Raw genomic sequence first — 26,997 nt, forward strand, 5'->3', positions numbered from 1 at the left:
GTTACGGTTCCACAACAGTATTACACCGTTTCCCGGTACACCTGCCCCTTATCACAACCGGAGCGGACCGGAGCCATTGCATCAAAAATAGAGGTCGCGCTTACCCTCCCTTATCAACGCAAGCCTTTCCCTTATCTGGCCGGTGAGCTTTTCGCCGTCCAGCTGCCTGATGTTATCCTCGATCACCTTCCACCCCTTTTCGGCGGTAGCGGGCGGAGCATAATCCTCAAGGTATTCAGCCAAAGTGAGTATGGCGTTGGGCGAACAGAACCTTTTGATGAAGCCGGGCACCGAAAACTCCATAAAATGCTCACCTGTCCTCCCCTTCCTGTAGCATGCCGTGCAAAATGAGGGGAGATAACCATCTTCCAGAAGTTCATCTATTATCTCGTTTAGCGACCTGGAATCATTAATCTTGAACTGCTCCTTGTTCAGGTCCTGCTCCTCATTAATGCTTTCCGAATAACTTCCCATTTCGAGTTTGGTGCCGCCATCGATCTGTGAAACGCCGAACTTCATAACCTCCCTCCTGACCATCGCGTTTTCCCTTGCAGTCAGTATCATCCCGGTATACGGCACCGCAAGCCTGAGTATGGCGACGAGCCTGATGAACTCCTCATGGCTTACCATGTATTTTGGATCAACATTTACCGATGAGGCATCCTGAATCCTGGGGAAAGAAATAGTATGCGGCCCTACCCTGTAACATGCCTCAAAGTGGTTTGTATGCCGTACCAGTCCCAGTACCTCAAACCTCCAGTCGTACAACCCGAACAGTGCGCCAATGCCAACATCGTCTATGCCTGCCTCCTGCGCCCTGTCGAGTGCAGTGAGACGGTAATCGTAGTCCATCTTTTTCCCACCAAGATGGTATTTCTGATAAGTTTCCTTATGATATGTCTCCTGGAAGATCTGGTAGGTGCCAATGCCTGCATCCTTCACAATACGGAACCCGTCAATATCGAGGGGTGCGGCATTTATATTCACCCTCCTGATCTCGCCGTTGCCCTTTTTAACCGAATAAACCGTTCGTACAGTATGGGCAATATATTCGGCATTATAAGCAGGATGCTCGCCGTAAACCAGGATAAGCCGCTTCTGCCCGTTGTCCTCGAGTGCCTCGACCTCTTTTACCAGCTGGCTGTCGGATAGTGTCTGCCTGACGGCAAATTTGTTGGAGGTCCTGAATCCACAATAGGTGCAGTTGTTGGTACACTTGTTACCCACGTACAGCGGTGCAAACAACACGATACGGTTGCCGTACACCCTCTTTTTGAGCTCCCTGGCGCCCTCCTTTATCTCTTCTATCAGTTCGGGAGAATCAGCGTTTATAAGCACCGCGGTCTCTTCAAGGGTGAGCCGCTGTTTACCGAGAGATTTAGCAATTACTTCTCTAACCCTTTCGGGGGATGACCGGGTATTGTTTATCAGGTTCCAAATCTCATCGGGGTCGATGAAAGGTTCCATCCGCCGGTCCTTTATGCTGCATTTTTCAGGATAAAACTTCATTATTTTCAGAAAGAAAAAACAGGTAATGGATTGCTCAAATACTTTCCGCTAAGTTAGCCCAAAATGGCATAAATACGAAGCCTTTTACCGGTTTTTTGATATCCGGTTTTGGCTCGGGTTACCCGTGGTCTTTTCGCTCAGGTTACCACGGGGTGTTAAGGCTCAGGCTGCTCCTGATCTTTTGACCCGGACTGTCCTGGCATCAGGTAAGCAGGGGTGGATCAAAGCGACCAGTCCACCGGCTCCCTGCCTGATTCTTCGAGGAGCCTGTTGGCACGGGAGAAGTGACGGCAGCCAAAAAAGCCGCTGGCCGCAGAAAACGGGGAGGGATGTGCAGCCTTCAGAACACGGTGCCGGGATGTGTCGATAAGGCCCTCTTTTGCCTGGGCATAGCGCCCCCAAAGCATGAATACAATTCCGGTACTGTTCCGCGAAAGCGAAGTTATAACTGCATCGGTAAAGGTCTCCCACCCCCGGTTCTGGTGTGAACCGGCCTGCCCGGCCCGTACGGTAAGGGTGGCATTGAGAAGAAGCACTCCCTGCCGCGCCCATTTTTCAAGATTTCCGTGTGAGGGAACCGGTATGCCTAGGTCAGAGTTCAGCTCCTTGTAGATATTGGCCAGCGAAGGAGGCGGCTTTATACCGTCGGGGACCGAGAAACAGAGGCCATGTGCCTGACCCGCACCATGATACGGATCCTGGCCGAGTATAACAACCTTAACCTTGTCAGCCGGGGTCAGGTTAAAGGCGCTAAAAATGAGACTTCCCGGGGGATAAACACTAAACCGGGATTTTTCATCTACCAGAAAGCCCTTCAGTTCGGTAAAATAGGGCGCTGCAAACTGATCTGTCAGCAGCTCTTTCCAGCTATCCTCAATTTCCGGTTTAACACTGGTCATTTAACTGTTCTTTACATTTGCCTGGTCCGGTTTCTGTCCTGCCGGTGTCGGCTGGAATACTGCGGGTTCTGCCGGAATACAGCGGTTTTAACGGTGTCAAGACATGCGATTCCCCGAAAGGGGAAACCGGCTTTACACGTTAGTAAATAAGCTCTTCAGTCTCCTCCCTTGCCTCCTGCAATTCGTCCTGCAGATTGTACCCGTTGGTAAATATCGCTTCATTGCGCATCTGCTTGTGAAAAAAGATTGTTGCTGTCTTCCCTGCAATATCGTTATCGTATTCAAACAGGTGCAGTTGAATGCTTATGTTGGTCGCCTGCACTGCTGTATCGCCTCCGGGCCTTCTGATCTTAATAATACCCCGGTAATAAAGGTTACCTGAGATGAGGTGAACAGCATAAAGTCCGTCAGGCGGAATCAGTTTCGATTCTTCCTCTACAGGCAACCTCAGTGTGGGAAAACCGAGGGCTTTCATACGGGGGTCACCCTTTTCAAGCACACCCCTGATAATATAGTGATGATCCAGGTAAGCATTTGCCCGCTGAATATTTCCCTCACGCAAAGCCTTTCTGATCTTGGTAGAGCTTACCGTTTCATTATCTATATCCTGCTGGGGAATCTCCTCAACATCAAACTTGAAATATTTGCCCAGTTCATAGAGGTGCTCGTAATCACCTTCCCGGTTGTGTCCGAAATGGTGATTAAAGCCCACAACAACCTTTCTGGCATGGAGTTTTCCGGCAATAACCTTCCTTATAAAATCGGCCGAAGTCATCCTCGAGAACTCGAGGGTAAACTCAACTATTATCAGGTGATCAAGTTTGGTCGTCCTGAGCAGCTTGATCTTTTCGCTTTGTGAGTTTATAAGCCGGAGTTCCCTGCCGGCAGTATCAGGATATAGAATCTTGCGCGGATGAGGATGAAAAGTTATAAGAACCGATTCGCCGTCAACCTCCTTTGCCAGCTTGCGAAGCCGGTTAAGGATCGTTTTATGTCCCACATGCACCCCGTCAAATGAACCGGTGGTGATAACCGGGTTTTTTATGTTGAACTCCTTGTCCAGTCCGTAATGTACCTCCATCTTCCCATTTTTTCAAAACGCGAATTTACGAAACCAGGCTGTTCTTTTTAGTAAAATATGCGACTTTTTCAAGCGAGGTTATCATATCGTAATCCTCCAGGTATACATGCGGAGAGATATTCACCGGAACCGAGGTGAAATTCAGTATCCCCCTGATCCCGGCAATAACAAGCTCTTCCGCCACAGAAGCGGCATGATCAGGGGGTACTGTAAGGACCGCTATGGTAATGTTGAGCTCCCTGATCCTGTCAGCAAGCTCCTTTACAGGATAACAGTTCACACCTGAAATAACCCTGTTCACCTTGGCCGGATCATTGTCAAATGTTGCAACAATATTCAGTTTTGAACGCTTGCCCATGAAATACCCTGTAATTGCCCTGCCAAGGTTTCCGACACCGACAACGGCAACATTCTGCCCCTTGCGGGTATCCAGGATGGACCCGATCACCTTTATCAGCTCATTTATATCATAACCCTTTTTCTGGCTGGTTGAATATCCCATCAGCATGATGTCCCTTCTGACCTGTACAGCCGTCAGGTTAAGCATGTCGGCAAGTTCGTGGGAATAAATATGGGTCTTGCCTGTTGCGAGGCAGTTAAGGAGAATTCTCCTGTACTGGCTTAGTCTTTCGATCGTTTTACCCGGTAGTTTCATCTTTTTCCTGAATATTATTGTTGGCAGGGGTTTTAAGCGGAAATATTACCGTAAAAGTACTCCCTTCGCCCGGCTTGCTACTGACTTTTATTTCACCCTTATAGAGCCTGATCAGTTTTTTTACTATTGACAAGCCAAGTCCGCTTCCTGCAATTTGCCTTGTCTTTTCATTCCTGATTCTTACAAATTCCTGGAAAAGCCTGGGTATTTCCTCCTCGGTTATACCAATGCCGGTATCAGAAACTGTTATCAATATGCTTTGGTCCTGCTGCTCGATCTTGCAGTCAACAGTTCCGCCCTCTATGTTATACTTGATAGCATTGGATAATAGATTATTGAATATAATTTCCATCTCCTCCCTGTCAGCTTCCATGAACACCTCACCGGGAGCATCTAGGTCTATTTTTACATCTTTTTGTATGGATATGGGACCCATGGTATCGATCGATAACCTGGCCACCTCTGTCATGTTGACGGGAACCACCTCCCTCTTCTTCTTGCCCGATTCTATCCGGGTAAGATCAAGAAGATCCATTATAAGGCTCCTCATGCCCTTGACGCGGACCAGAGAGCGTTCTATGATCTTGTTGTAGGCATCGAGGTCATTCCCGGCCTGCCTGTCCTCCATAATTCGCAGGTATCCCTCAATGGCATTAAGAGGTGCCTTCAGCTCATGCGACAGCACCGACAGGAACTGGAACCTGATCTGCCTGCCCTCCTTATTGAGTTTCCGGGTCATCCGTTTAAGAAAAATATGCTTTGTAACACTCTCAATTGCAGACTTAAGCTCCTGTGGGGTAAAGGGCTTCGGTATAAAATCATGTGCGCCCTGGTTGGTAGCCTTCACCGCCAGCTCAAGCGATGCATAAGAGGTGATCATCAGCACAATCGTATCGAGGTTTTTCTTGTTTATGTGCTCCAGCACCTCAATACCCTGTATTCCAGGGAGTTTATTGTCAAGCAGTATTATATCGGGTACCTTCTTTTCAATTATACCGATAGCCTCCTCCCCGGTATGAGTCTCCAATACCTCAAAAGCAATATCCTCATCCATAAAAGGAAAGCCTACAGAATACCTTGACAATATCCTGGTTATGCCCGAGCAGATACCCGGTTCATCATCCACAACAAGAACCTGCAGTTTTTCCATTCTACATCTTTAGCAGTTTGAGTATTTCCCTGTGAAGCTGATCAGCCCTGACCCCCTTCTCAATATAGAGGTCTGCCCTGATCCATTTTCTTTCATCTTCCGAACTCACCCCGAACGACATTCCTGTTTCGGCCGAAACTGCCGTTGCTATAATGACAGGAACATCCGGATATCTTCTCTTCAGCTTGTATGCCAGGATGAACCCGCTGTCATCCTTCTCCATCATCAGGTCAAGCACAGCCAGGTCAGGCTTGAGTGTTTCCAGAAGTTTCTCGGCCTCGGCCTGACTTTCGGCCGTCACGACCCTGAACCCGAACTGTTCGATATTGAGCCTGGTCTGAAAGAGATAATCCTCATCATCGTCAACCAGCAGGATCGTCTTTTTATTCTTGTCCATAATACCATTTATTAAAATATCAAATATTGTTTGCCGGCAATGTTACAGTGAATTTGGTTCCGGTATCGCCATTTGCAGGGTCGGCATTGGATATAACATTGATCTGGCCCATGTGCATTTTTACTATCCCGTAAGTCGTTGCAAGTCCGAGTCCCGTCCCCTTCCCTATCCCCTTTGTTGTATAGAAGGGCTCGAATATCTTTTCCATGTCCTCTTCACGGATGCCTGTACCGGTGTCGCTGATGTGAAACTCCACTTTATCATTCTCACTGACAATATCAATCCGCAGCACTCCTCCTTCCGGCATTGCCTCAACCGAATTCTTCAGCAGGTTAGTCAATGCCTGGATCATCTGTTCTGCATCCAGTTGAGCGCTGTGATGGCCAGAAGGATCAACATTCAGCTCAACCCTGATGTTATCGGGAATTATAAGGGCATCGAGAGACTGCCTTACTATACTCTCAGGTTTTACCTCAGTTGGCCTTACCTGGTTCTTGCGTGCAAAGTTAAGCAGTCCCCCCACTATCTTCTTGCACCTGTTTGCCTGCTCGACTATAAGCCTGAGGTCTGAGTATTCGGGCGAATTCTTCGGCACCTCCTCAAGGAGAATATTGCTGTACATTATTACCACCCCCAGCGGGTTATTCAGCTCATGTGCAATACCTGCCGAAAGCTGGCCCATGCTTGCCATTTTCTCAGACTGTTTGAGAGCCTGCTGCACCGACACCAGCTTTTCGTTGGTCACTGCAAGATCATTTATCGAATTATGAAGCTTATCTATTGTCATAGGCAGGCACATCTCAATCTCAGCCAGTCCCTCGATAATGGCGATTGCATGATCCTCGCAGGTTTCATAGCCGCATGCACCGCAATTTAGGAAATCACGTGCATCAAACTTACCCATCTTCTCCAGCTCACTCCTGATCTCCTTTACCGAAGGAGTTGGCAGTCGCTGATCATCTGGGTTAAACCCGGAAGTAAGATCTACTGAGCCGTAATCGGCCATATTTTTCTTCCATTCCTCCGGATCGGAACGCTTTATCTTGTCACGCACGTAACTGCTCACCAGGGACCTTCTTGCATAGTGCTTACCACCTTCAGACATGCCCGGTCCCATTATGCATCCTTCACAGCAGAGCAGCTCAAGATGATGATTGCTGATAAGTCCGGCTTCAAACTCCTTAATTGCCTCCTGGAAGTCTGCTCTTCCCTCAGCGACTATTATATTTCCGTCGAAAGCGCTGTCTTTGATATCAACCGTCTGAAGCAGTCCCCTGCTGATAGGGAAGACAGCGCCCTTACCTGCTTCGGGAGGATCAAAACATGAGGGTTCTGTAACAGACGCCTCTATATTCTTCTCTTTGAACATTTCCCTCAGTTCGGCAAATGTAAGCACTGTATCAACATCCTGTGATTCATCTTTTTTCGCCACACACGGGCCGGTAAACACTATGCTGACGTCATTGCCAAGTTTTTTCCTGACAACCCGGCTCATCGCAACCATTGGCGAAACCACGCTTGCAAGGTTTGGCACCAGGTCAGGGTGGTACTTTCTGATATAATTGACTATAGCAGGGCAGTCAGATGATATATACCTCTTTTCACCTTTTCCCTCAAGAAGCTTTTTATACTCATTGGCCACCAGGTCGGCCCCGAACCCAACTTCAAAAACATGGTCAAACCCCAGTCTTCTCATCATACCCACAAAGATCCGGTAATCGCCGGTTTCGGTAAACTCAGCCGGAAAACTCGGGGCAACCAGGGCAGCAACCCTGACCGGGGATTCCAGCAGGTCATTCACCCTGTCGGCCGAACGTCTGTAAACCTTGGCACCCTGGCTGCATACGCGGGTACAGTTACCGCAACCTATGCAACGTTCAATAAGCACCTCTGCCTGTCCGTTTATGATCTTTATGGCTTTTGCCGGACACTCCCTGACACAGGTATAACAGACACGGCAACGGTCCTTCAGCGTAATGAGCAGCTTTTTATGTTCTTCTTTTTCTTCCATCGTCAATGATGATTATCTCAGAGAAGCACCTTCCGTTCCGAATATTTCGTGTAAAAAAGTGATTTGCATCTGTCGCTACCCGGTTCGCCAAGGTAGTCGTTATAGAGGGACCTGACAGCCGGGTTTTTATATGGGACCCTTATGGTCTCCTTTTCGTCTATACTGTAAAGGGCCTTCATCCTGGCTCTTATGGCAGCATCACCGGCGCCAATCGGCTGTCCTCCGCCATTGATACAACCACCTGCACATGCCATTATCTCTACAAAATCGTACCCGGAGTCCCCTGAACGTATCCCCTCAACCAGGGGCAGGGCATTTGATAGCCCGCTTACCACGGCGAACCTGTATACACTCTTGCCGATCTTAATTCTGGCCTCTTTTCTTCCTTTAATGCCGCGTAACTCCTGGAACTTCAGCCCGGCAAGTTCCTTTGATCCGTTAATATGAGGAAGAGAGCGGATGACCGCCTCACTCATCCCGCCTGCAGCACCGAAAAGTTTTCCGGCTGAACTGGGCATTCCGTAAGGCTCATCGGCCACCTCAGCTTCAACCTGGTCAATGTCTACTCCGTAAAGCCTGATTAGCTTTGCAAGCTCACGTGTTGTTAATACACAATCAATGTCTGATATTCCCTTCCTCGTCATCTCCGCCCGCTGTGTCTCAAATTTCCTGGCAGTGCAGGAGGTAATAGCAACTGAGAATATTTTACCGGGGTCGATATCCTTCTTTTCAGGATAATGGGTCTTGATTATGGTGCCCAAAATCTGCTGGGGGGACTTGCACGATGACATGTGATCAAGAAGGTCAGGATACCACTGTTCTGCAAATTTAACCCATGCCGGGCAGCTGCCCGTAACTACCGGAACATTTTCACTTCTTTTTTTTCTCTCCGTTAACTCCGCTGCCATCTCAAGCGCGGCAATATCGGAAGCACCGGAGGTGTCGAATATCCCGTCAAAACCTATCTTCCTGAGAACTGCATTGATAATGCCTCCCATATCCTTTCCCGGCCTTATCCCGAATTCTTCGGCCAGAGAAACACTTACCGAAGATTCATACTGGGCAACAACTGTTTTTTCAGGGTTATGCAATGCATCCTCGAGCTCCTGTAACCCGTCCTTTTCATAAAGAGCCCCGGTCGGGCAGACCATTATACATTGACCGCAATTAATACAACTTGAGAAATTCAGATCCTTGTCATAAGCAGTACCTATAACGGTCCTGTTTCCCCTGTTTACAAAATCTATAGCAAATACAGCCATTTTATCCTCACAAACCCTGACACACCTTCCGCAAAGAATGCATTTGGCTGGGTCACGGACTATCGAGGGGCTCGAATGATCAAGTTTATACCTGTTCTTCTTACCCATAATGCGTCGCTCCCTGACGTTCAACTCCTCAGCGAGAGTCTGCAGCTCGCAGTTTCCGTTACGTTCACAGTAAAGACAGTCGTCGGGATGGTTGGAAAGAAGCAGTTCCACTATGGTTTTCCTGGACCTGACCACCCTTGGGGAGTGTGTTTTTATCTTCATCCACTCGTTGACAGGCTGCGAACACGAAGGAACAAGTCCACCATGCCCTTCAACCTCTACTACACACATCCTGCATGCTCCCGTTGGGGTAAAATCCTTCATTGAGCATATCGACGGTATCTTTATTCCGGCCGATTGCAGTGCCGACATAATCGTTTCACCCTTCCGTGCCCTGACAATCTTGTTGTTGACCTCTATTTTGACTATCATCTCGTTTCTGTTATTTATTAGCGGTCACTATTTCACATAAATGGCGCTGAATTTGCAAACGTCATAACAGATACCGCATCCTGTACATTTTTCTTCAACTATGAAGAAAGGATGGTGCCGGGTGCCTATAATGGCTGACTCCGGGCATTTAGGCGCACATACGGTACAGCCGGTACACTTGTTCACATCTATCTGAAATAGCCTGAGCTCCTTACATACACCGGCACTACACTCCCGGTCGAATATATGCTCCTCATAATCACTCCTGAAATGCCTCAGGGAACTTGTAACTGTATTGGGTGCCTTCTGCCCCAGTCCGCAAAGCGAAGTATCACTGATCACACCGGCAAGGCTCTCAAGCTGCATTACGCCTTTGAAACGCTCAAGTGTAGTGTGGCCGTTTGCATCAACAGGCCGCCTGGTGATATTCTCATAAACCTCCAGCATTCGACTGGTTCCTTCCCTGCAGGGAATACATTTGCCACAGCTCTCTTTCTGTATGAAATCCATGAAATACTTTACCGTATCGATAATACAGCAGCTTTCATCCAGCACAACCATTCCGCCCGATCCCATATATACACCTTCACTGGCCAGAGAGGAGAAGTCATAGGGAGTATCAATGTTTTCTGACGTAAGAAAACCGCCTGAAGGACCGCCAATCTGGACAGCCTTGAAAGTCTTGTTATCCGGAATGCCCTCACCTGTCCCATAAATAATATCCTTTACAGGCGTTCCCAGCGGAACTTCAATAATCCCCTGGTTGACAATTATGCCCGAAAGCACCAGAATCTTTGTTCCCCTTGCAGATTCATTCCCTATCGACATGAACCAGTCCGGTCCGTTCTCAAAAATTGCAGGTATATTTGAAAGTGTCTCAACATTGTTCACAACAGTTGGCTTGCCAAAAAGGCCAGAGACCGCAGGATAGGGCGGCTTGGGTCTGGGCATTCCCCTCTTGCCTTCAAGGCTGCTTATCATGGCGGTCTCCTCTCCGCAGACAAAGGCACCCGGTCCTTTCCTCACAGTGATCTCAATATTGAATCCGCTGCCATAAACGTTATGCCCAATCAACCCGAATTCACGTGCCTGACTGATAGCATGCTCCAGCCTTTCGATAGCTATCCTGTAGTCATTGCGGATATATATCAAAGCCCTGGAGGTACCAATGGCATAGGCAGCTATCAAAACTCCTTCCAATAGCCGGTGCGGATCACTCTCGATCATAGCCCTGTTGGCATATCCACCCGGATCACTCTCATCGGCGTTGCATAACAGGTATCGCTGATCGGCAAAAACTGAATGGGCAACCTTCCACTTCTTCCCCGTAAGGAAACCTCCCCCGCCCCTGCCCTGAAGTCCGCTCTTTTCAACAATATCACACACCTCTTCATGTGTATAGCTGCGCACTGTCTTGACGTATGACCTGTAACCGCCTGTTGCAATGTACTCTTCGATGGAGAGTGGACTGATACGGCCCCAGTTCCGGAGCAGGTTCCTTTTCTGAAGCGAAAAAAAGGGCAATTCATCTATAAAAGGAACATCCTTCCATATTTCAAGTGCCCTATCACGGTGCTGGCCAAGCACATGCTCCTCAGGAATTATGCTGTTGAATATCCCGTCAAGCACGGAAGAGAGCTTGCCCGCAGTTACGTTTCTGAATGCCACCCTTGTCTTTCCGGGCATCTGCACTTCAACTACCGGTTCCATTGATGAATACCCGGCCGAACCTGTCTCGACAACATCAGCCCTGATATTGCGCTCATCCAGATATTTTCTTATCTCGTCAAGTGTATCCCCTGCTCCCGATATCACTCCGCTGCTGGCTGTTCCGACAAATACAGCCGGATGGCGCACCTTTGCCCTGCGAAGCAGCCTCATCATCTTCTCAACATCAGCGGGCAGGTCGACCGATTCATTCATCAGTACATTATCAACAAGGTATTCTTTCTTTATGGGAATATGGGTTCTGTTTTCCATGTTCAATCCTCCCTTTCTTCTATGCAGGAATCGATAATATCACCTACTTCATCAGGCTTAACACGGGTATGATAATTACCGTTTATCCTTATCACCGGTGAAAGATGGCAGGCTCCCATGCATGCTGTTAGCTCAAGGCTGAATTTACCGTCCCTGGTGGTTTCTCCCGGACTTATACGGAGCTTCTTCTCAAGCTTCTTGCGAACTTCTTCGGCACCGGTCACATGACAGGATGTCCCGTGACAGAAGCATATGTGATACTGGCCCAAGGGCTTAAACCTGAACTGGTTGTAGAACGTGGCAAGTCCGTAAATCTTTCCCGAGGGCAGGTCCAGGTATCGCCCTACCTCTACGACCGCCTGCTCTGAAAGGTAACCGTACGCTTCCTGGATATCCTGGAGCATCGGGATCAGGCTTTCACGGCTCCCTTTCGGATATTTTTCCAGAATTTCATTATTCTTCTCATCCATCAAAATATACTTTACTCAAGTTCCTGATAAAAACCTTTTTGTAAAACACAAGTTTACAAAAAAATATTGTTACAAAACAAACATTGTTACATAATTAACAATGTTTGTCAGCATGTTTTTGTGTGAAAAAATTGTTATTTTTGCTTATTAATCAGGTTATTGTTGCCTGTGCAACAGTGCCGTTGCACTAAGACAAGGATGTGTACCTGAAGTAAATGTGCATAATATAAAGGTTCCTGACCTGGTATGGATAACAACAAAACAGAGATAGTGATCTGCCTCGGCAGTTCATGCTTTTCAAGGGGCAACAGGAAAAGCCTGCCGCTGATAGATAAGTTTCTCAAAGAGAATAACCTGGAAGACAAGTACTTTTTTCGCGGGAGCCGTTGCTTCAATATTTGCGAAAAAGGACCGGTGCTTAAAATTGGCGACACACTATATGAAGGAGTCAACCCGGAAGATGTAGAAGGAATACTGAAAAGATCCCTCAGGAGGTAAGAGGCCAAGTAATTTAACCTCCTGCAGCGCCTGAAGGTTTTTGCACGGATGCCAGGCCTGACAAACGCTAACCAAAAAGATTATGGCCCTGATAAATATTGACAACGAAAAATGCAACCTCTCCTACTCCTGTGTCAGGATCTGCCCCGTCAATGCCATCAAGGTAGAGGCTCACCAGGATTATCCCGAGGTTATGCACAATGCCTGCATTGGTTGCGGGCACTGCCTGAAGGTTTGCTCACCGGGTGCCATAAGTTACAGGGATTCGAAAGAAGACGCAAAGACGCTCCTTGGATCGGACGACAAGGTGGCTGCAATATGCGGGCCAAGTATCTCGGGAGAATTTCATGATATTACCGACTACCGGAAATTTGTCGACATGATCAGGGCCCTTGGCTTTGAATATGTATTTGAAGCCTCCTTCGGGGTTGACCTTGTTGCCCGCAAATACAATGAGCTTTTCAACAGCTTTAAGGGTAAATATTACATTACCGCCAACTGTCCGGCAGTAGTTTCATACATTGAAAAGTTCCATCCCGATCTTACAGACAACCTTGCACCTTTGGTATCGCCCATGATAGCCACCGCAAAAGTGGCCCGCAAGAAATATGGCAACAAGCTCAGGGTGGTTTACATAGGCCCCTGTATTGAGACAAAGAAAGAGGGCAAAAGATACCGTGATGACGGACGTATAGATGCTGTGCTGACCTTTGCCGAGTTAAGGGAGCTGTTTACTGAGTATGACATTAGCGAGAAAAAAGTGGAATTCTCCGATTTTGATCCGCCCATAGGATACAAGGGCTCCCTATACCCCATAAGCACGGGAATACTCGAAGCAGCTGACATTGACCAGAGCCTGCTTGACGGTAATGTGATAACCGCGGAGGGACGGAACGGCATGCTTGAGGCTGTTAACCAGTTTGAAAAGCAAATTGACAACATAAAAAAGCATTTCAATCTGTTCTATAACGAAGGGTGTATAATGGGACCGGGGACTTCAAGGGGAGGTGAAAAGTTCAGGCGCCATGCCCTGGTGGTTGACTACGCAAAAAGGAGGCTGAAAAATTTCGACGTAAAAAAATGGGAAAAGGATATGGAGGAGTTCGGTAAGCTCGACCTGTCGCGAAAATTCAAAAAAGATGACCAGAGGCTGCCCTTTCCTGACGAAGACAAGATACAAGAGATACTCCAGGTCATCGGAAAAGAGAACAATGTCGATGAGATCGGCTGTGCATCATGCGGCTACACATCCTGCAGGGATTTTGCGGTGGCTGTGGCACGGGGACTGGCAAAAACGGAAATGTGCCTGACATTTACCCTGAAGAACAGGCACGACTATATCAGAACCCTGAGGGAAACAAACCAGAAACTGGCTGAAACCCAGGAGGCCCTCAGAAAGTCTGAAAAGAATGCCCGGCGTGAGCAGCAACTGGCAAGGGAGTCCTTTGAGACCACCCATACAATGCTTGAAAAGCTCCCCTCAAGCGTGGTTCTTGTAGACAATGAGCTGAAGGTGATTCAGGCAAACAAAAGCTTCATCAATATGCTCGATGAGGAGGCCAGGATGATAGAGGATGTGATTCCCGGACTTGAGGGAGCCGATCTTAAAACATTGCTCCCCTATAACTTCTATAATCTCTTCTCTTACGTGCTTAACCAGGATGACAATATTGTTAACCGCGACGTTCTCTTTAATGATATCCTTTATAACATATCGATATTTACCATAAGGAAAAATAAGATAGTGGGTGCGGTGATAAGAGACCTTTACGTGCCTGAGGTACGGAAAGAGGAGGTGATCAAAAGGGTTACCGATGTGATCGATAAGAACCTTGAACTGGTGCAGAAGATCGGGTTCCTTCTCGGGGAAGGCGCATCTGAAACTGAAGCTATGCTCAACAGCATAATCGAGTCGTACAAAATGCCCGAAAAACCGGAAGAAGATGGAGAATAGCTTCTATGTTGAAGTTGGATACCAGCAGAAGAATCACGGCAAGGAGAGAATCTGCGGAGATGTTTTCCTCTCACAAAGGGTAAAGGAAGAGAACAGGATTGTAGCAGTTTTGTCTGACGGCATGGGGCATGGTGTAAAGGCAAACATACTGGCAACGCTTACCGCATCGATGGCCCTTAACTTCACCCGTGAACACAAGGATGTAACCCGTATTGCCGAGATAATCATGAACACCCTGCCGGTATGCAGTCAGCGAAAAATAAGTTATTCAACCTTCACGGCAGTTGACATTGAGATGAATGCCCAAACCAGTATCCTTGAATATGACAACCCAGGCAGTTTCATAATGAGGGAAAGCAAACCTCTTGATTCTGAATGGAAATGCCTGATCCTAAGCTCAGAAAAAAACAAGGGAAAAGAGATCAAGAGCTGCCATTTTAATCCCCGTAAGGAAGACCGGATCATAATATGCTCAGATGGCATCACGCAGTCGGGTATGGGCTCAAAAAAGTATCCCTTCGGCTGGGGCCGGGAAAACGTGCAGCAGTTCATTACAGGAATTATTGAACAGCAGCCCGACATTTCGGCCCAGAAACTGGCATCCCGCATAATCAACACAGCATACAAGAACGACAACTATAATGCCCAGGACGACACCTCCTGTGCCGTGATATACTTCCGTGAACCCAGGAAGCTCCTGCTCTGCAGCGGCCCCCCCTTTGAAAACGAAAACGACACAAAACTTGCAGACATAGTAAAGGAGTATCCCGGCAAAAAGATCCTGTCGGGAGGAACTACCGGCGATATAGTGGCAAGGGAACTCGGACTGGAGATAAAAGACACCTTTGAATTTACCGATCCTGACCTGCCCCCCGTCTCACATATGGATGGCATAGACCTTGTAACCGAAGGGATCCTGACGCTCAGCAAGGTATCCAAGATCCTTAACGAGCACAATCAGAGCTGGGTTCCCGGTAAGGGCCCGGCCGACCAGATTGCAAGCCTGCTGCTTGAAAGCGACGAAATAAGGATAATCATAGGTACCCGCATCAACATAGCCCACCAGGATCCCAACCTTCCCGTAGAACTGGAGATCAGGCGCACCGTTCTCAAGCGTGTTGCGCGCAAGCTCGAGGAGAAGTTCCTGAAAGAGGTAACCGTCGAATATATATAATCTTCAACTGGTAAAACTGCTTAACATATGAAGAAATTGAAAAACACAGGTACTATATTGTTTGCAATTGCTGTCGCGATGTTTTTCAGCACACCAGATCACTCCTTTTCACAGCAGGAGGATTTTGTAGCGGGACTCGATACTCTTGAGATAGACGAGATCGTTGTTTCAGGCACCAGGATCGAAGTGGCCAGGAGGAATGTCCCCGTCACACTTTCCCTGGTTTCGAGAGAGCAGATCGAACTGAGCAATGAATCAGCGGTGCTCCCGGTACTGAGTCACCGCATCCCCGGTATGTTCGTGTCAGAAAGAGGTGTAACCGGATTTGGTGTTGCCTCAGGATCGGCAGGGCAGATAAGCATGAGGGGCGTTGGGGGAACAGCTCCAAACACCGAAGTGCTTGTCCTTATAGACGGCCACCCCCAGTACCAGGGTCTCTTTGCACACCCTTTTCCTGATGCCTATGTCTCCTCCGATGTAGAGCGGGTTGAGGTGATCAGGGGGCCCGCATCAATTCTATACGGATCAAATGCAATGGCCGGCGCTATCAACATCATTACCCGGCAGCAAACAACAGACGGTTTTTCGGGTAACGCCAGGGTATCCTACGGCTCGCACAATACCCAGAAATACATGGCCAGCGGAGGTTTCAAAGAGGGCAGTTTCAGCATCTTTGCTTCGGTAAACCATGACCGGACCGACGGGCATCGCGACACCTCCGAATTCAGGATAGTGAACGGCTTTATCAAGGCCGGTTATGAGATCAATGATAACATCAACATTACCGGCGATTTCAGCGTGGCCGACTTCAACTCCCAGGATCCGGGAACCATTTACAATCCTGCATATTTCGGCATCGACATTATGCGGGCAAAGGCATCGCTGTCAGTTCAGAACCGTTACGACAGGGTTGAGGGGGGACTGATAGCATTCTATAACTTCGGAGACCATGATTTTACCGATGGATGGATTTCGCGCGATTACCACGCCGGGGTGAGCCTCTACCAGGGAGTCAGTCTCTTTCCCGGGAACAGGCTGACAGTGGGGGCCGACTACAAGAACGTGGGCGGCATCGCAAACAGCGGTGTTCCGGGTGCGGCCGACAGATGGCACGACGTGACCGACATTGCAGGTTACACATATATGCAGCAGACGCTTTTTGAACGGCTGGTGCTGAGTGCGGGACTGCGGCTTGAGAACAACTCGCTGTTCGGACTTGAAACGGTGCCCCAGGCAGGCTTCTCATACCGAATTACCGGCAAGTCCACTCTCAAGGGCTCGGCATCGAAGGGCTTCAGGAGTCCGACCCTGATGGAGCTCTACCTTTTTGCTCCGAATCCCGGACTCAGGCCTGAAAGGCTTTTCAATTACGAGCTGGGCATAGGGCGTGCATGCAGCTACTCGAGGACCAGGGCCGAACTGACCGTTTTCCTGATCGAAGGAGAAAATGTTATCGAAGTGAGGCCTAACGACAACCCTCCTCCACCCATGATTCGTCAGAACGTGGGAACCTTTTCAAACAAAGGGTTTGAGGTTGAAGTAAGCTGGATTGCCAGCCGCTGGCTCAGGTTCTCTTCAAACTACAGTTTTATAGACACCGACAAACCAAGGCTGGCATCCCCAAGGCACCAGTTCTTTGCCGATGCCACCTTCAGCCGTGGCAACACACGGCTGAACACATCGGTACAGCAGATATCCGGACTCTGGACCCTGGTTTCAGGACCAGATCTCCAAAAAGAGAGTTACACACTGGTAAACCTCATGTTTTCCTATCGGTTTACAAAAAATATAGAGGCTTTCCTGTCGGGCAGGAACCTACTCGACCAGGGATACACCATCAATTACGGTTACCCGATGCCGGGTATAACATTCTTCTCGGGCATAAACCTGAGGTTATGAGTTGACTGCCCGGTCATATACCGGTATATTCCCTGCTGAGATCCCATAACATGCGGGCAGCTTCATCATCAAGGGCTGCCCTCGAGGGTCTCTTTTTCCTCTTTTTGACCCAGTATCCACCCGTCTCTCCATCAGGTTCGCTGCCTGCAGCAAGAAATATACTGGTTTCGGCACCTTTTCGGGGACTTGCCATAAAGATGCCTGCAACAGGCCTGATAAACGAACCGAGCTTATCAAAAAGATTCGTCGCCACCACCCCGGGATGAAGGCAGTTGACCGTTATTCCATCCTTTGCAACCATCGGGGCAAGGTGACGGGTAAAGAGTATATTGGCCAGCTTTGACTGGCTGTAGGATTTTAAACTGCTATATTTAACGGTTAACTCAGGATCATCAAAGTTGAAACCGGTATAGCGGTGAGCCTCTGAAGAGACGTTCACTATCCGCGAAGGGGCCCCTGCCTTAAGCCGCCCGAGCAACACATTTGTAAGCAGGAACGGGGCCAGATGGTTAACCCCGAAGTTCATCTCAATACCATCTTTAGTCGTGTTGAACTTCTTTTCCCAAATACCTGCATTATTGACAAGGATATGGAGACGGTCAAACCTTTTATTGAAATTCTCTGCAAAAGACCTGATAGAATCAAAAGATGCAAGATCACACTCAATCAGATCAATACCGGGATTCCCGGTTCTGCCTGTTATCTCCCTCTTAATATCTTCTCCTTTTTGAAGGTTTCTTACCGGAAGAACAACCGTTGCTCCTTCGGCTGCCAGCGCCAATGCTGTCTCCTTTCCAATTCCCGAGGTAGCCCCGGTAATTACAGCTATTTTGCCGGCAAGTCTGTTATCAGGTCCCATATTATGTTTCAGTTTTAATTTGTGCGCCGTGAATATACATCTATTATCTTCAACTCGTTAAACCGTCACACAGTTTAAATGTTCAGTCAAACTCCAATTTTATTCAACATTAAGAATTGCATAGGATATTAAACCTGGAGAAAAAAAGCGGCGTACAGCCGCTTTAATGACAAATTGATATTAAACATATACACAAGTGATGCAGGATTGTTGACCTACTCCATTGCTTCCCGGTCCTGCATCCGGTTGTAACGTTCCCTGTATCTTTCGTACTGGCGGCGGTGCCTGTCATCCATTTCAACACTTCGGCCCATGATATAAACCTGCTCAATTACAGTTGACAACTCGAGAATATTACCGTCGGCAATGATCAGGGAGGCATCCTTCCCCACCTCCACCGAGCCCATACGGTCGTCAAGTCCAAGCACTTCTGCCGGGTAGAGAGTAACTGTTTTAACGGCTTCATCCAAAGGCAGTCCGTAAGCAACAGCAGATGAGGGATGATGAGCCAGCCTCATTGAATATGCAGGAGCAAAGTCACCTGCAATACAATACCTGATACCGGCCTCGTAGAGCATCTGCGGCAAAGTGTAGCTCCTGTCATACTCTTCCCACTGCCGCGACGGACCGCTTATTACCGGTGACACTATTACTGGAATGTCTTTCTCTTTCAGTTGGGGTAAAACGTAACCGGCATCCCTTCCGCCAACAAGCACCATTCTTACATTTTCCTTCTCAGCCCAGGTGATGGCGGACTGTATCTGCCGGATCTCGTTGGCATTTATATGAACAGGTATCTCCCCGTTCAGAACGGGGAGCATAGCTTCCCACCGCACATCCCTGGCGTGGTGAGGCACGCCCTGCTCACCGGACGCCTCTATGGCCTTTTTGTAACGTCTGGCGGCACTGAAAGCTTCAGCCAGCTCCTCCAGAGCGTTGTCCCTTGCCCTTGCATTTGCCATATTGGGCCAGTTAATCACCATTGCAACCGGAGCCCTGTACAGCATCTCTTCCCAGTTCCACCCGTCAGTAAGCATAGCAGCTGAAAGCCCGGAAATGATACCGCCCGTTGGTGTAGCCACGGCAACGGCAATACCGTGAGTGCGTGCAATGGGAATATGATCGCTCTCGGCATGAAAGGCAACCTGTGCCCGCACATTGGGATTGATGTTCCCATGCTCAGAAAGATCTACGGTTTCAGCCAGCCGGCTGATCTCAGACAGACCAAGCGATGTCCGTGCATGTATCATGGCAGGGAAAACATATTTTCCTGTTATATCTACTATTTCAGATCCGGCGGGGATTTCGGCATTAACACCCACAGACGTTATAACCCCGTTTTCAAAAACCACGGTACCACCTGGTATTGTTTCACCCGAAACAGTAACTATGGTACCTCCCTTCAAAGCTACGGGGGCAGCCTGGTGCCTTGCCGGCATCTGGGCATGCAATCCGGTCAAACCTGCAAAAACCCCAAGAAATATTATTTTGATTAAAATAACCATTTTCATGTCCATTTGTCAGTTATTTAATAAATGCAACCTTTTTAATTGTGACCTGATGTACGTCTGGCAGCCTGATCGCCCGAACCCTGGTTGTCAGAAGCTGCTGCAGCTTTCTGTATAAGTGCCGCCCTCTCAACGCGCACCTCTTCACGAAGCAGCATATCCTGCTCCCTGTCAAAATACTTGCGGCCGTCAACCCAGGTCTGTTCAGCATGGGTGAAACCTGAAAGAGGATGTCCGTTCCATATAACAAAATCGGCATGCTTGCCAGGCTCAAGAGACCCGACCATCTCATCGATGCCGATCATTTTAGCCGGGTTTATTGTAATCAGATCCATTGCGGCAATTTCATCTATTCCTGTAGCAAGCATCTTTCCTGCTTCCCAGTTCATACGTGTTGACAATTGAGTATTGTCTGAATGCAAAGCAGTATGCACCCCCTGGTCAAGCAAAATTCTCGCATTGTAAAGGATCCCGTCAGCAGCCTCAACCTTGAATGAGCTCCAGTCTGTCCAGATGATCGCACCCGCTCCATGCTCACGAAGTATATCCGCAATCTTGTATCCCTCAACAGTATGTTCAAATGTCGCGATCCGGAAGCCCATATCCTCGGCAAGGCGCATCAGCATCTGCATCTCGTCCTGCCGGTAAGCATGGGCATGAATGATCCTTTCTCCCCTGAGCACCTCGGCCATAGCTTCAAGCTGAAGATCCTTCCTGGGAGGGATACCGGACTTTTCCCGCTCCCAATTTTCCCATCTCGCCATATAATCCTTGGTAGCCTGAAAGGCATCCCTGATTATCTGCTCGGCACCCATCCTCGTGTTGGGATACTGGTTGGAATTACGCACCACATTTTCACCAAGGGCAAGCTTGAGGCCGGGCTTTGCACCCTCCAGCAACATTTCGTCAGGAAGGGCTCCCCACCTCATTTTGACCACTGCATCCTGTCCGCCTACCGGGTTGGCCGAACCGTGCAGCAGATTGGCAGTGGTCATGCCTCCGGCAAGAAGCCTGTAAACCCAGATATTGTCAGGCTCAATAACATCAGTAATTCTTGTTTCAGGTGTCATGTTGTTACCAACCTCATTTACGCCTCCCCTGATACTGCTGTGCAGATGAGGGTCAACCAGTCCGGGAGTAACATGCTTCCCTGTCCCATCAATTACTACAGCTCCACGCGGCACATCCAGTCCCCGGCCAACCTCAACTATCCTGCCTCGTCTTACATACAAATCGGCATTCTCCAGTTTTCCGGCCGGACCCTGCGTCCATATTGTCGCATTTCTTACCACGACATTATCATGCATATCAGGACGCTTTTCAAATCCGTATTCCATGGAAGGATAGAGCATTGTGAGTTCCGACATGCCAGCAGGCCTGCGGGTATCATCATTACGGGCTTCCTCATGATCTGATAGCCTGGCTGCCTTCCAGTTAATGAATTTTCCATCGGGCATTTCGCCGATACCGTAAAGCTCTTTTTCCGTAACTGAGGCCGAAAGGCGCACAATACCCTCAACACCTATAGAATCGCCGCGAAACCCTATGGTTACCCTGTGGTTATCAGTACTTACCCGAAGCAGGTCAACACTTTTATCATCTAAATTCAGTTTTCCCCTGAGCCTCCTATCCGTTCCGCTTATATCAATCTCCACTTCACCTATCCCGTCAATTTCCGCCTTCCATTTTCCCCTCAGGTCGGTCTTTCCGGTTTCAGTGATCTCGTATGGCTTACCGTCAATCCAAACCTCCTCCACTTTTACTGATCTTTCAAAGATATTGCCATCGGCTACGATAAAGCTGGCTGTTTTACCTCGCTCAAGCGACCCGTAATGCCGTTCAACTCCCAGCATGATTGCAGGTGTTAGAGTCAGCGCTTCAAGGGCTGCATCCTGATCCAACCCCCTTTCCACAGCAACCCTCAGATTATCAAGGAAGGATGTGTTGCTGCCAAGCCCTGAACCGGTAAGAGCTATTTTTATGCCCGCATTACTCAGCCTGCCGGGATTTTCCGGTGCAAGATCCCAGTGCCTCAAATCTTCAAGAGATACATTCATTGCAGACTCAGGGCTTTCCACATCAGGAGTATCAGGAAAGTTAAGCGGCAGTATTACAGGAACCCCTGCATCCCTTATCACGTCAAGGCGGCGATACTCATAACCGCTGCCTCTTGCCCACAGGTTAAGCCCGAATTCATGTGAAATCGAAAGGGCCCTCATAAAACCTATTTCATCACCTGTATCGAAGATTACCGGTTGCAGTCCATTTCCGGCAGGAACCAGCGAACCAAGAGCAAGATTCGTTTCCGGCCGTTCCAGTCCCCCACCGGCTGCATTATAAGCAGCATGAGCATTTTGGTACCACTGAGCGTCATAGAATGTCTGCCTGATAAGCGAAATGACACCCATCAGTGATGTAGGATACCTTCCCCCCAGTCCCCGCGACCTTTGAAAACTCATTGCCTGTGCCACATCCGGTTTTACAACCAGCATTGTATTGTCGCCTTCGCCGAGTGATACAAGGACGCTCTTACCCCTGAATATCCCTGCCGGGGGAACGGCATTTGCAAGGACAAATCCGCTGGAACGGTATCTTTTTAGCCTGTCCTCATCGTAGGTATACGCTGATGAAGCATCAAACCAGGAACGTACCTGCGGATTCCAGTGTATTGCGCCGGGAACCTCAGGTTGATCGGTAGATTGGCCCAATAATTGCGCAGCAAGTTCTGCATATTCGGCCGGTATATTCATTACCCTGGCCTGCCTTCTTCCGGCTTCATCAGGGTCGGGAAAACCGGTTTCAGACCACAGGTCGATAAAACCGGGATAAATCGTTTTTCCTTCAAGATCCCTTACCCATGCATCAGCCGGTGGTCTCACCGAGGATCCGACCGCCTCTATTATACCGTTGCGAACCACCATGGTTCCGTTCTCGATAACTTTCCCCGGTGATACCACGATAGTGGCATTGGTAATTACGTAAACAGAGGGAGTATTATCCCTAAGTCCCACAGCCGGCTGAACCTGTCCGCCGACAGGCACAGCGATAAGCATGGTAAGTGCTGTAAAAAAGTAAAATAACCGCTGCATTAGCAAAATATTTAATTAATACACATCAGTAAGTCAAATTTTTCAGAGGGGAAAAATACAAAAATTCACACTTTATATTATAAGCAATTCCAGCATACTGCTGCCGTTAACATTCTTTAACTATTGATTATTGCCGGGAAACTCGCAGTTTAAGTGAAAAAATCGAAGCAAGCAGTCGGAGTGAATATTTTTTTATCCACAATAATCATAATCAGTTTTTAGATTTTTTAAAAAAAAGATTATCTTTATATCCGTAAAATTTACCTGAAATGAAGAGAGCCGCCTACATTATCGCCCTGGTTTTTATTACAGCTGTAGTATTCAGCTCATGCTCCGTGCAGAAGTGTCCGGCCTACGGACAGCAGGAAACAGAACAGCAGGATTTGCAGGGCTGAACCGGTAGATAATATCACCTGACGGATCAGCCTGCCTTAACACCTCCGGCTGCTTATCCATGTAAATACAGGTTTAGATATCCGGTCTAAAACACATCCGGCATATCACCTGGACTGCCCCGATAGTAAGGTAATCTAAACTCCAACATACATGCAGGCATCCCAGCTCAGCAAATAATATGACTTTGTTAAAATTTTGTGTAATTTTGTGACCGGTTTTCGAAATACAAATCATTTTTTAACCAACTAAATATAATTTTTACCATGGGAAAAATAAAAATAGGAATCAATGGATTCGGAAGAATTGGCCGGCTTGTAATGCGTTCGGCCGCTGAAAGAGATAACGTTGAAGTTGTTGGGATAAACGACCTTATTGATGTTGAATATATGGCTTACATGCTTAAGTACGATTCGACACATGGAAGATTCAACGGTACCGTTGAGGTAAAGAACGGAAACCTTGTTGTCAATGGAAAGAATGTCAGGGTAACAGCTGAAACAGATCCTGCAAACCTTAAGTGGAATGAAATAGGCGCAGAATATATCGCAGAGTGCACAGGTATATTCCTGACCAAAGAGACAGCCGATAAGCACCTCCAGGCCGGTGCAAAGAAAGTTGTTCTTTCTGCACCATCAAAAGATGACACCCCCATGTTCGTGATGGGCGTAAATCATAAGGAGATAACCGCAGATCTCAATATTGTATCTGCCGCATCATGTACGACAAACTGCCTGGCACCAGTTGCCAAAGTACTTCATGACAATTTCGGAATAGCTGAAGGACTTATGACAACCGTACATGCCGTAACCGCAACCCAGAAAACAGTTGACGGGGTTTCAAAGAAAGACTGGAGAGGCGGACGCGGTGCATCACAGAACATCATACCCTCATCCACAGGTGCAGCCAAAGCCGTCACAAAGGTGATCCCCGCTCTTAAAGGAAAGCTTACAGGAATGGCATTCCGCGTTCCTACCGCAAACGTTTCGGTGGTTGATCTTACCTGCCGACTTGAAAAGCCAGCCTCCTACGATAAGATCAAGGATGCAATGAAAAAAGCTTCCGAAGGTGATCTTAAAGGAATACTGGGTTACACTGAAGAGGCTGTTGTTTCAACAGATTTTAACGGAGATGAAAGGACATCAATTTTTGATGCTGCCGCCGGAATTCCCCTTAACGACAATTTTGTAAAGGTTGTATCATGGTACGACAACGAATACGGATACTCCTGTAAACTCGTAGATATGCTTCTTTATATGGATACACTGTAAAGAGTAACCGGTAGTTTTATCTGAGAGGCTGTCTTATATTAAAGACAGCCTCTGCTTTTTTGGTGAATATTCTCCTGAGAACAGGACTGAAATAAGACTGCTCACATAAGGGGGGGCTGCTATGCTATCCGTATATCTCAACAAACTTAAAAGGAAGCTTGAAGGTGTTTTCGTAGTGTTTGCCGAGATCAAGGATGTTTTCATCATCCTCTTCATAATACCAGTTTACAATGCAGTCATGCCCCTTGTCATACTGGTTCTTAATAAGGTTGAAAAACCTGAGGATGAATTTTGATGAACCTGAATTAATATACTCAAACTGGAAGTGGAATGTAGTCAGCTTCTGCGGAGAATTATAGTAATCAAGCATCGACGAATAGACTACATTGTAGAAACTCTCGGGGTCTTCGGGGATCGACCGGCCTTCCATTGTCAGTATACCCTTACCAGGGTCAAGCTCAATGAAAGGAGTTTTTGATTCTTTTTCTATTCTGAGAATTTTCTTGTTCATGACTACTGGCTTTATTTTGTGATCTATTCATACCTCAGGGCTACGATCGGATCCAGCCGGGAAGCCTTGACAGCCGGGAAATATCCTGATGAGAGGCCCACAACAAGGCACAGCAAGACACCCGAAATTATCCACAGCCAGGGTACTACGAATGGAGATCCTGTTACTACCGACACAAGATTACCTATCAGAATACCAAGGGTTATTCCGACAAGCCCTCCAAGCTGTCCAATAATTACCGCCTCAAAAAGAAACTGGTGTTTTATATAGGTGCTCCTGGCCCCCATGGCTTTCCTTATACCTATCTCCCTTGTTCGCTCAGTGACAGAAACAAGCATTATGTTCATTAGCCCGACTGCAGCACCAAACAATGTGATGATCCCAATAAGAGTGGCTGCAATTGTAACAAACCTCAGGTTCTCTATCACCATATTGGCAAGGTTATCGCTTTTGGTTATCCTGAAGTCAGATTCTTCGCCGGGTTTTAGCCCCCTCACCTGCCTGAAGACTCCTTCGGCTTCACTTACTGCGATATCAAGCAGATGCGGACTTGAAGGCATCACATTAACCCTGTAATTCATCCTGGGACGTGAAAAATACTGTCTCACATTGGTCACCGGAAGTATAACCACATTGTCTCCACCACCTCCGAATGCAGTGCCTTTCTCCTGGAGCACCCCTATTATCCGGTATTTACCGCTTCCCACCGTTATCACCCTGTCAATAGGGTCAAGGCCAGCATCAAAAATATTCCTTACCACTTCCCTTCCCACTATTGCAAGGTGCCTGTTCATCTCAATATCATTAGCAGTGAAATTCCTGCCCCTATCAATCTCATAACCGGCAGTGACAAGGTATTCCTCATCCGCTCCGACTACAGAAACGTTCGGGTTACTGGTACGGGAACCGTAGCTAACGGCAGCACTGCCCGAGGCATTGATGAAAACGGAAACGTTTGCCGGGAATTCAAAAATATCCTTGAAAGAATTAGCCTCCCTGTGATTAATAAAAGCGTAATTTCTTATCCTTTGCCTGTCGGACGATACCCTGGTAATGTTTCTTCCCTCAATCATAAAGGTATTTGCCCCCATGCTCATGAAAGAGTCACTTATCGATGCCTTAACTGCATCAATGGCAGTCAATATCCCAACAAGGGCCATTATCCCGAAGGCTATAATAAAAACTGTAAGAATTGTCCTCAGCTTACTGGCAACAATGGCCTGAAAGGATATGCGAACATTTTCCCAGAATAATAACCCAAGTTTCAAAATTTTCTCCATGAATCATTGAATAATGAAAACATACAATCTGACATTCCGATAACAAAAATACTCCAATTATCCCTTAATTAACAAAAAAATTACTACAATGTGACAAATACCATTCCTGTCAGCCTTTTGCAATATGTTCTAATAACACACCGAACCGCAGGCTTCAAGTATTCATAAAAACTGATAAGTACCTGAAACAATAAAAAAAACTATTAAATTAGTTCAATGACTAATAAAGTTGTCATATATTTGTATCAAAACAACAAATAACAGATTCCAACATGAAGCAATTAACAAAGGCAGAAGAGCAGATAATGCAGATCCTCTGGAAACTGGAAAAAGCTTTTGTCAAGGATATCATTGTACACCTTCCTGATCCAAAGCCTGCTTATAATACAGTTTCCACAATAGTAAGGATCCTTGAGAAAAAAGGGTTTGTCGGGCATAAGGCTTATGGTAAAACACACGAGTATTTTCCTTTGATAGACAAACCCGAATACACACAGAAGTATCTCAGGAATTTTGTGAAGAACTATTTCAGCAATTCATATAAGCAAATGGTCTCGTTTTTTGCCAAAGAAGAAAAGATAAGTATCTCTGAAATGGAAGAAATGATGCAAATGATTGAACAGGAGATTGAAAATCAGAAAAAGATCAGCGGCAAATAACAAGGTTA

The 26,997-nt window shown here is 47.5% G+C and carries 21 protein-coding genes; 6 read left to right on the forward strand and 15 right to left on the reverse strand.

Features of this window, described 5'->3' with window-relative positions:
- Positions 1-81: 81 nt before the first annotated feature.
- From hydG to nuoE, 10 genes are all read right to left on the reverse strand, one after another.
- Positions 82-1,509 carry a [FeFe] hydrogenase H-cluster radical SAM maturase HydG gene (hydG, locus tag EA408_09885; GenBank protein ID TVR70967.1) on the reverse strand — a complete coding sequence of 476 codons (1,428 nt, stop codon included), beginning with the start codon at positions 1,507-1,509 and terminating at the stop codon, positions 82-84.
- Positions 1,510-1,730: 221 nt separating this feature from the next.
- On the reverse strand, positions 1,731-2,408 hold the full coding sequence (locus EA408_09890) for a uracil-DNA glycosylase (GenBank protein ID TVR70968.1): 678 nt from the start codon (positions 2,406-2,408) through the stop codon (positions 1,731-1,733).
- Between the two features lie 139 nt (positions 2,409-2,547).
- Positions 2,548-3,489: a riboflavin biosynthesis protein RibF gene (locus tag EA408_09895; protein TVR70969.1), complete on the reverse strand. Its 942-nt coding sequence runs from the start codon at positions 3,487-3,489 to the stop codon at positions 2,548-2,550.
- Positions 3,490-3,514: 25 nt separating this feature from the next.
- Positions 3,515-4,144 (reverse strand): redox-sensing transcriptional repressor Rex, encoded by a 630-nt coding sequence (locus tag EA408_09900; protein TVR70970.1) that lies wholly within the window; start codon positions 4,142-4,144, stop codon positions 3,515-3,517.
- A complete protein-coding gene (locus tag EA408_09905) occupies positions 4,128-5,294 on the reverse strand; it encodes a hybrid sensor histidine kinase/response regulator (protein TVR70971.1) in 1,167 nt (388 codons plus the stop codon). The genes EA408_09900 and EA408_09905 overlap by 17 nt, the downstream gene beginning before the upstream one ends.
- Before the next feature lies 1 nt (position 5,295).
- Entirely contained in the window at positions 5,296-5,691 is a 396-nt protein-coding gene (locus EA408_09910; protein ID TVR70972.1) for a response regulator, read from the reverse strand.
- Positions 5,692-5,710: 19 nt separating this feature from the next.
- On the reverse strand, positions 5,711-7,702 hold the full coding sequence (locus tag EA408_09915) for a 4Fe-4S dicluster domain-containing protein (GenBank protein TVR70973.1): 1,992 nt from the start codon (positions 7,700-7,702) through the stop codon (positions 5,711-5,713).
- A 17-nt stretch (positions 7,703-7,719) separates the two neighbouring features.
- Positions 7,720-9,441 (reverse strand): 4Fe-4S dicluster domain-containing protein, encoded by a 1,722-nt coding sequence (locus EA408_09920; protein TVR71049.1) that lies wholly within the window; start codon positions 9,439-9,441, stop codon positions 7,720-7,722.
- Between the two features lie 30 nt (positions 9,442-9,471).
- Positions 9,472-11,424, reverse strand: a complete 1,953-nt coding sequence (locus EA408_09925; protein TVR70974.1) for an NADH-quinone oxidoreductase subunit F — start codon at positions 11,422-11,424, stop codon at positions 9,472-9,474.
- Positions 11,425-11,426: 2 nt separating this feature from the next.
- Complete coding sequence (gene nuoE / locus EA408_09930) at positions 11,427-11,894, reverse strand: NADH-quinone oxidoreductase subunit NuoE (protein ID TVR70975.1); 468 nt, start codon at positions 11,892-11,894, stop codon at positions 11,427-11,429.
- Positions 11,895-12,140: 246 nt separating this feature from the next.
- Here nuoE and EA408_09935 point away from each other — a divergent pair, with 246 nt between their 5' ends.
- The 4 genes from EA408_09935 to EA408_09950 all read left to right on the forward strand — a co-directional run bounded on the left by EA408_09935 (position 12,141) and on the right by EA408_09950 (position 17,419).
- Complete coding sequence (locus EA408_09935; GenBank protein TVR70976.1) at positions 12,141-12,392, forward strand: (2Fe-2S) ferredoxin domain-containing protein; 252 nt, start codon at positions 12,141-12,143, stop codon at positions 12,390-12,392.
- 82 nt (positions 12,393-12,474) lie between these two features.
- Positions 12,475-14,346 carry a histidine kinase gene (locus tag EA408_09940; protein ID TVR70977.1) on the forward strand — a complete coding sequence of 624 codons (1,872 nt, stop codon included), beginning with the start codon at positions 12,475-12,477 and terminating at the stop codon, positions 14,344-14,346.
- Positions 14,336-15,520, forward strand: a complete 1,185-nt coding sequence (locus EA408_09945) for a stage II sporulation protein E (GenBank protein ID TVR70978.1) — start codon at positions 14,336-14,338, stop codon at positions 15,518-15,520. The genes EA408_09940 and EA408_09945 overlap by 11 nt, the downstream gene beginning before the upstream one ends.
- A gap of 27 nt (positions 15,521-15,547) precedes the next feature.
- On the forward strand, positions 15,548-17,419 hold the full coding sequence (locus tag EA408_09950) for a TonB-dependent receptor (protein TVR70979.1): 1,872 nt from the start codon (positions 15,548-15,550) through the stop codon (positions 17,417-17,419).
- Between the two features lie 13 nt (positions 17,420-17,432).
- Here EA408_09950 and EA408_09955 read toward each other — a convergent pair whose 3' ends face one another.
- From EA408_09955 to EA408_09965, 3 genes are all read right to left on the reverse strand, one after another.
- Positions 17,433-18,278: an SDR family oxidoreductase gene (locus EA408_09955; GenBank protein ID TVR70980.1), complete on the reverse strand. Its 846-nt coding sequence runs from the start codon at positions 18,276-18,278 to the stop codon at positions 17,433-17,435.
- Positions 18,279-18,493: 215 nt separating this feature from the next.
- Complete coding sequence (locus EA408_09960) at positions 18,494-19,795, reverse strand: hypothetical protein (GenBank protein ID TVR70981.1); 1,302 nt, start codon at positions 19,793-19,795, stop codon at positions 18,494-18,496.
- Positions 19,796-19,824: 29 nt separating this feature from the next.
- Positions 19,825-22,875, reverse strand: coding sequence for a hypothetical protein (locus EA408_09965; GenBank protein ID TVR70982.1), 3,051 nt, complete (start codon positions 22,873-22,875; stop codon positions 19,825-19,827).
- Positions 22,876-23,534: 659 nt separating this feature from the next.
- On the opposite strand from EA408_09965, the gene gap reads away from it, so the two are divergent.
- On the forward strand, positions 23,535-24,539 hold the full coding sequence (gene gap, locus EA408_09970; GenBank protein TVR70983.1) for a type I glyceraldehyde-3-phosphate dehydrogenase: 1,005 nt from the start codon (positions 23,535-23,537) through the stop codon (positions 24,537-24,539).
- 124 nt (positions 24,540-24,663) lie between these two features.
- Here the strand turns inward: gap and EA408_09975 are convergent, their stop codons facing one another.
- Both EA408_09975 and EA408_09980 read right to left on the reverse strand, forming a co-directional pair.
- Positions 24,664-25,050: a DUF1987 domain-containing protein gene (locus EA408_09975; GenBank protein TVR70984.1), complete on the reverse strand. Its 387-nt coding sequence runs from the start codon at positions 25,048-25,050 to the stop codon at positions 24,664-24,666.
- 23 nt (positions 25,051-25,073) lie between these two features.
- A complete protein-coding gene (locus EA408_09980; GenBank protein ID TVR71050.1) occupies positions 25,074-26,318 on the reverse strand; it encodes an FtsX-like permease family protein in 1,245 nt (414 codons plus the stop codon).
- A gap of 284 nt (positions 26,319-26,602) precedes the next feature.
- Between EA408_09980 and EA408_09985 the strand changes: the two genes are divergently transcribed.
- Complete coding sequence (locus tag EA408_09985) at positions 26,603-26,989, forward strand: BlaI/MecI/CopY family transcriptional regulator (protein TVR70985.1); 387 nt, start codon at positions 26,603-26,605, stop codon at positions 26,987-26,989.
- Positions 26,990-26,997: the final 8 nt, after the last annotated feature.

It is taken from the genome of Marinilabiliales bacterium, from assembly GCA_007695015.1.
Taxonomy (GTDB): Bacteria; Bacteroidota; Bacteroidia; order Bacteroidales; family PUMT01; genus PXAP01.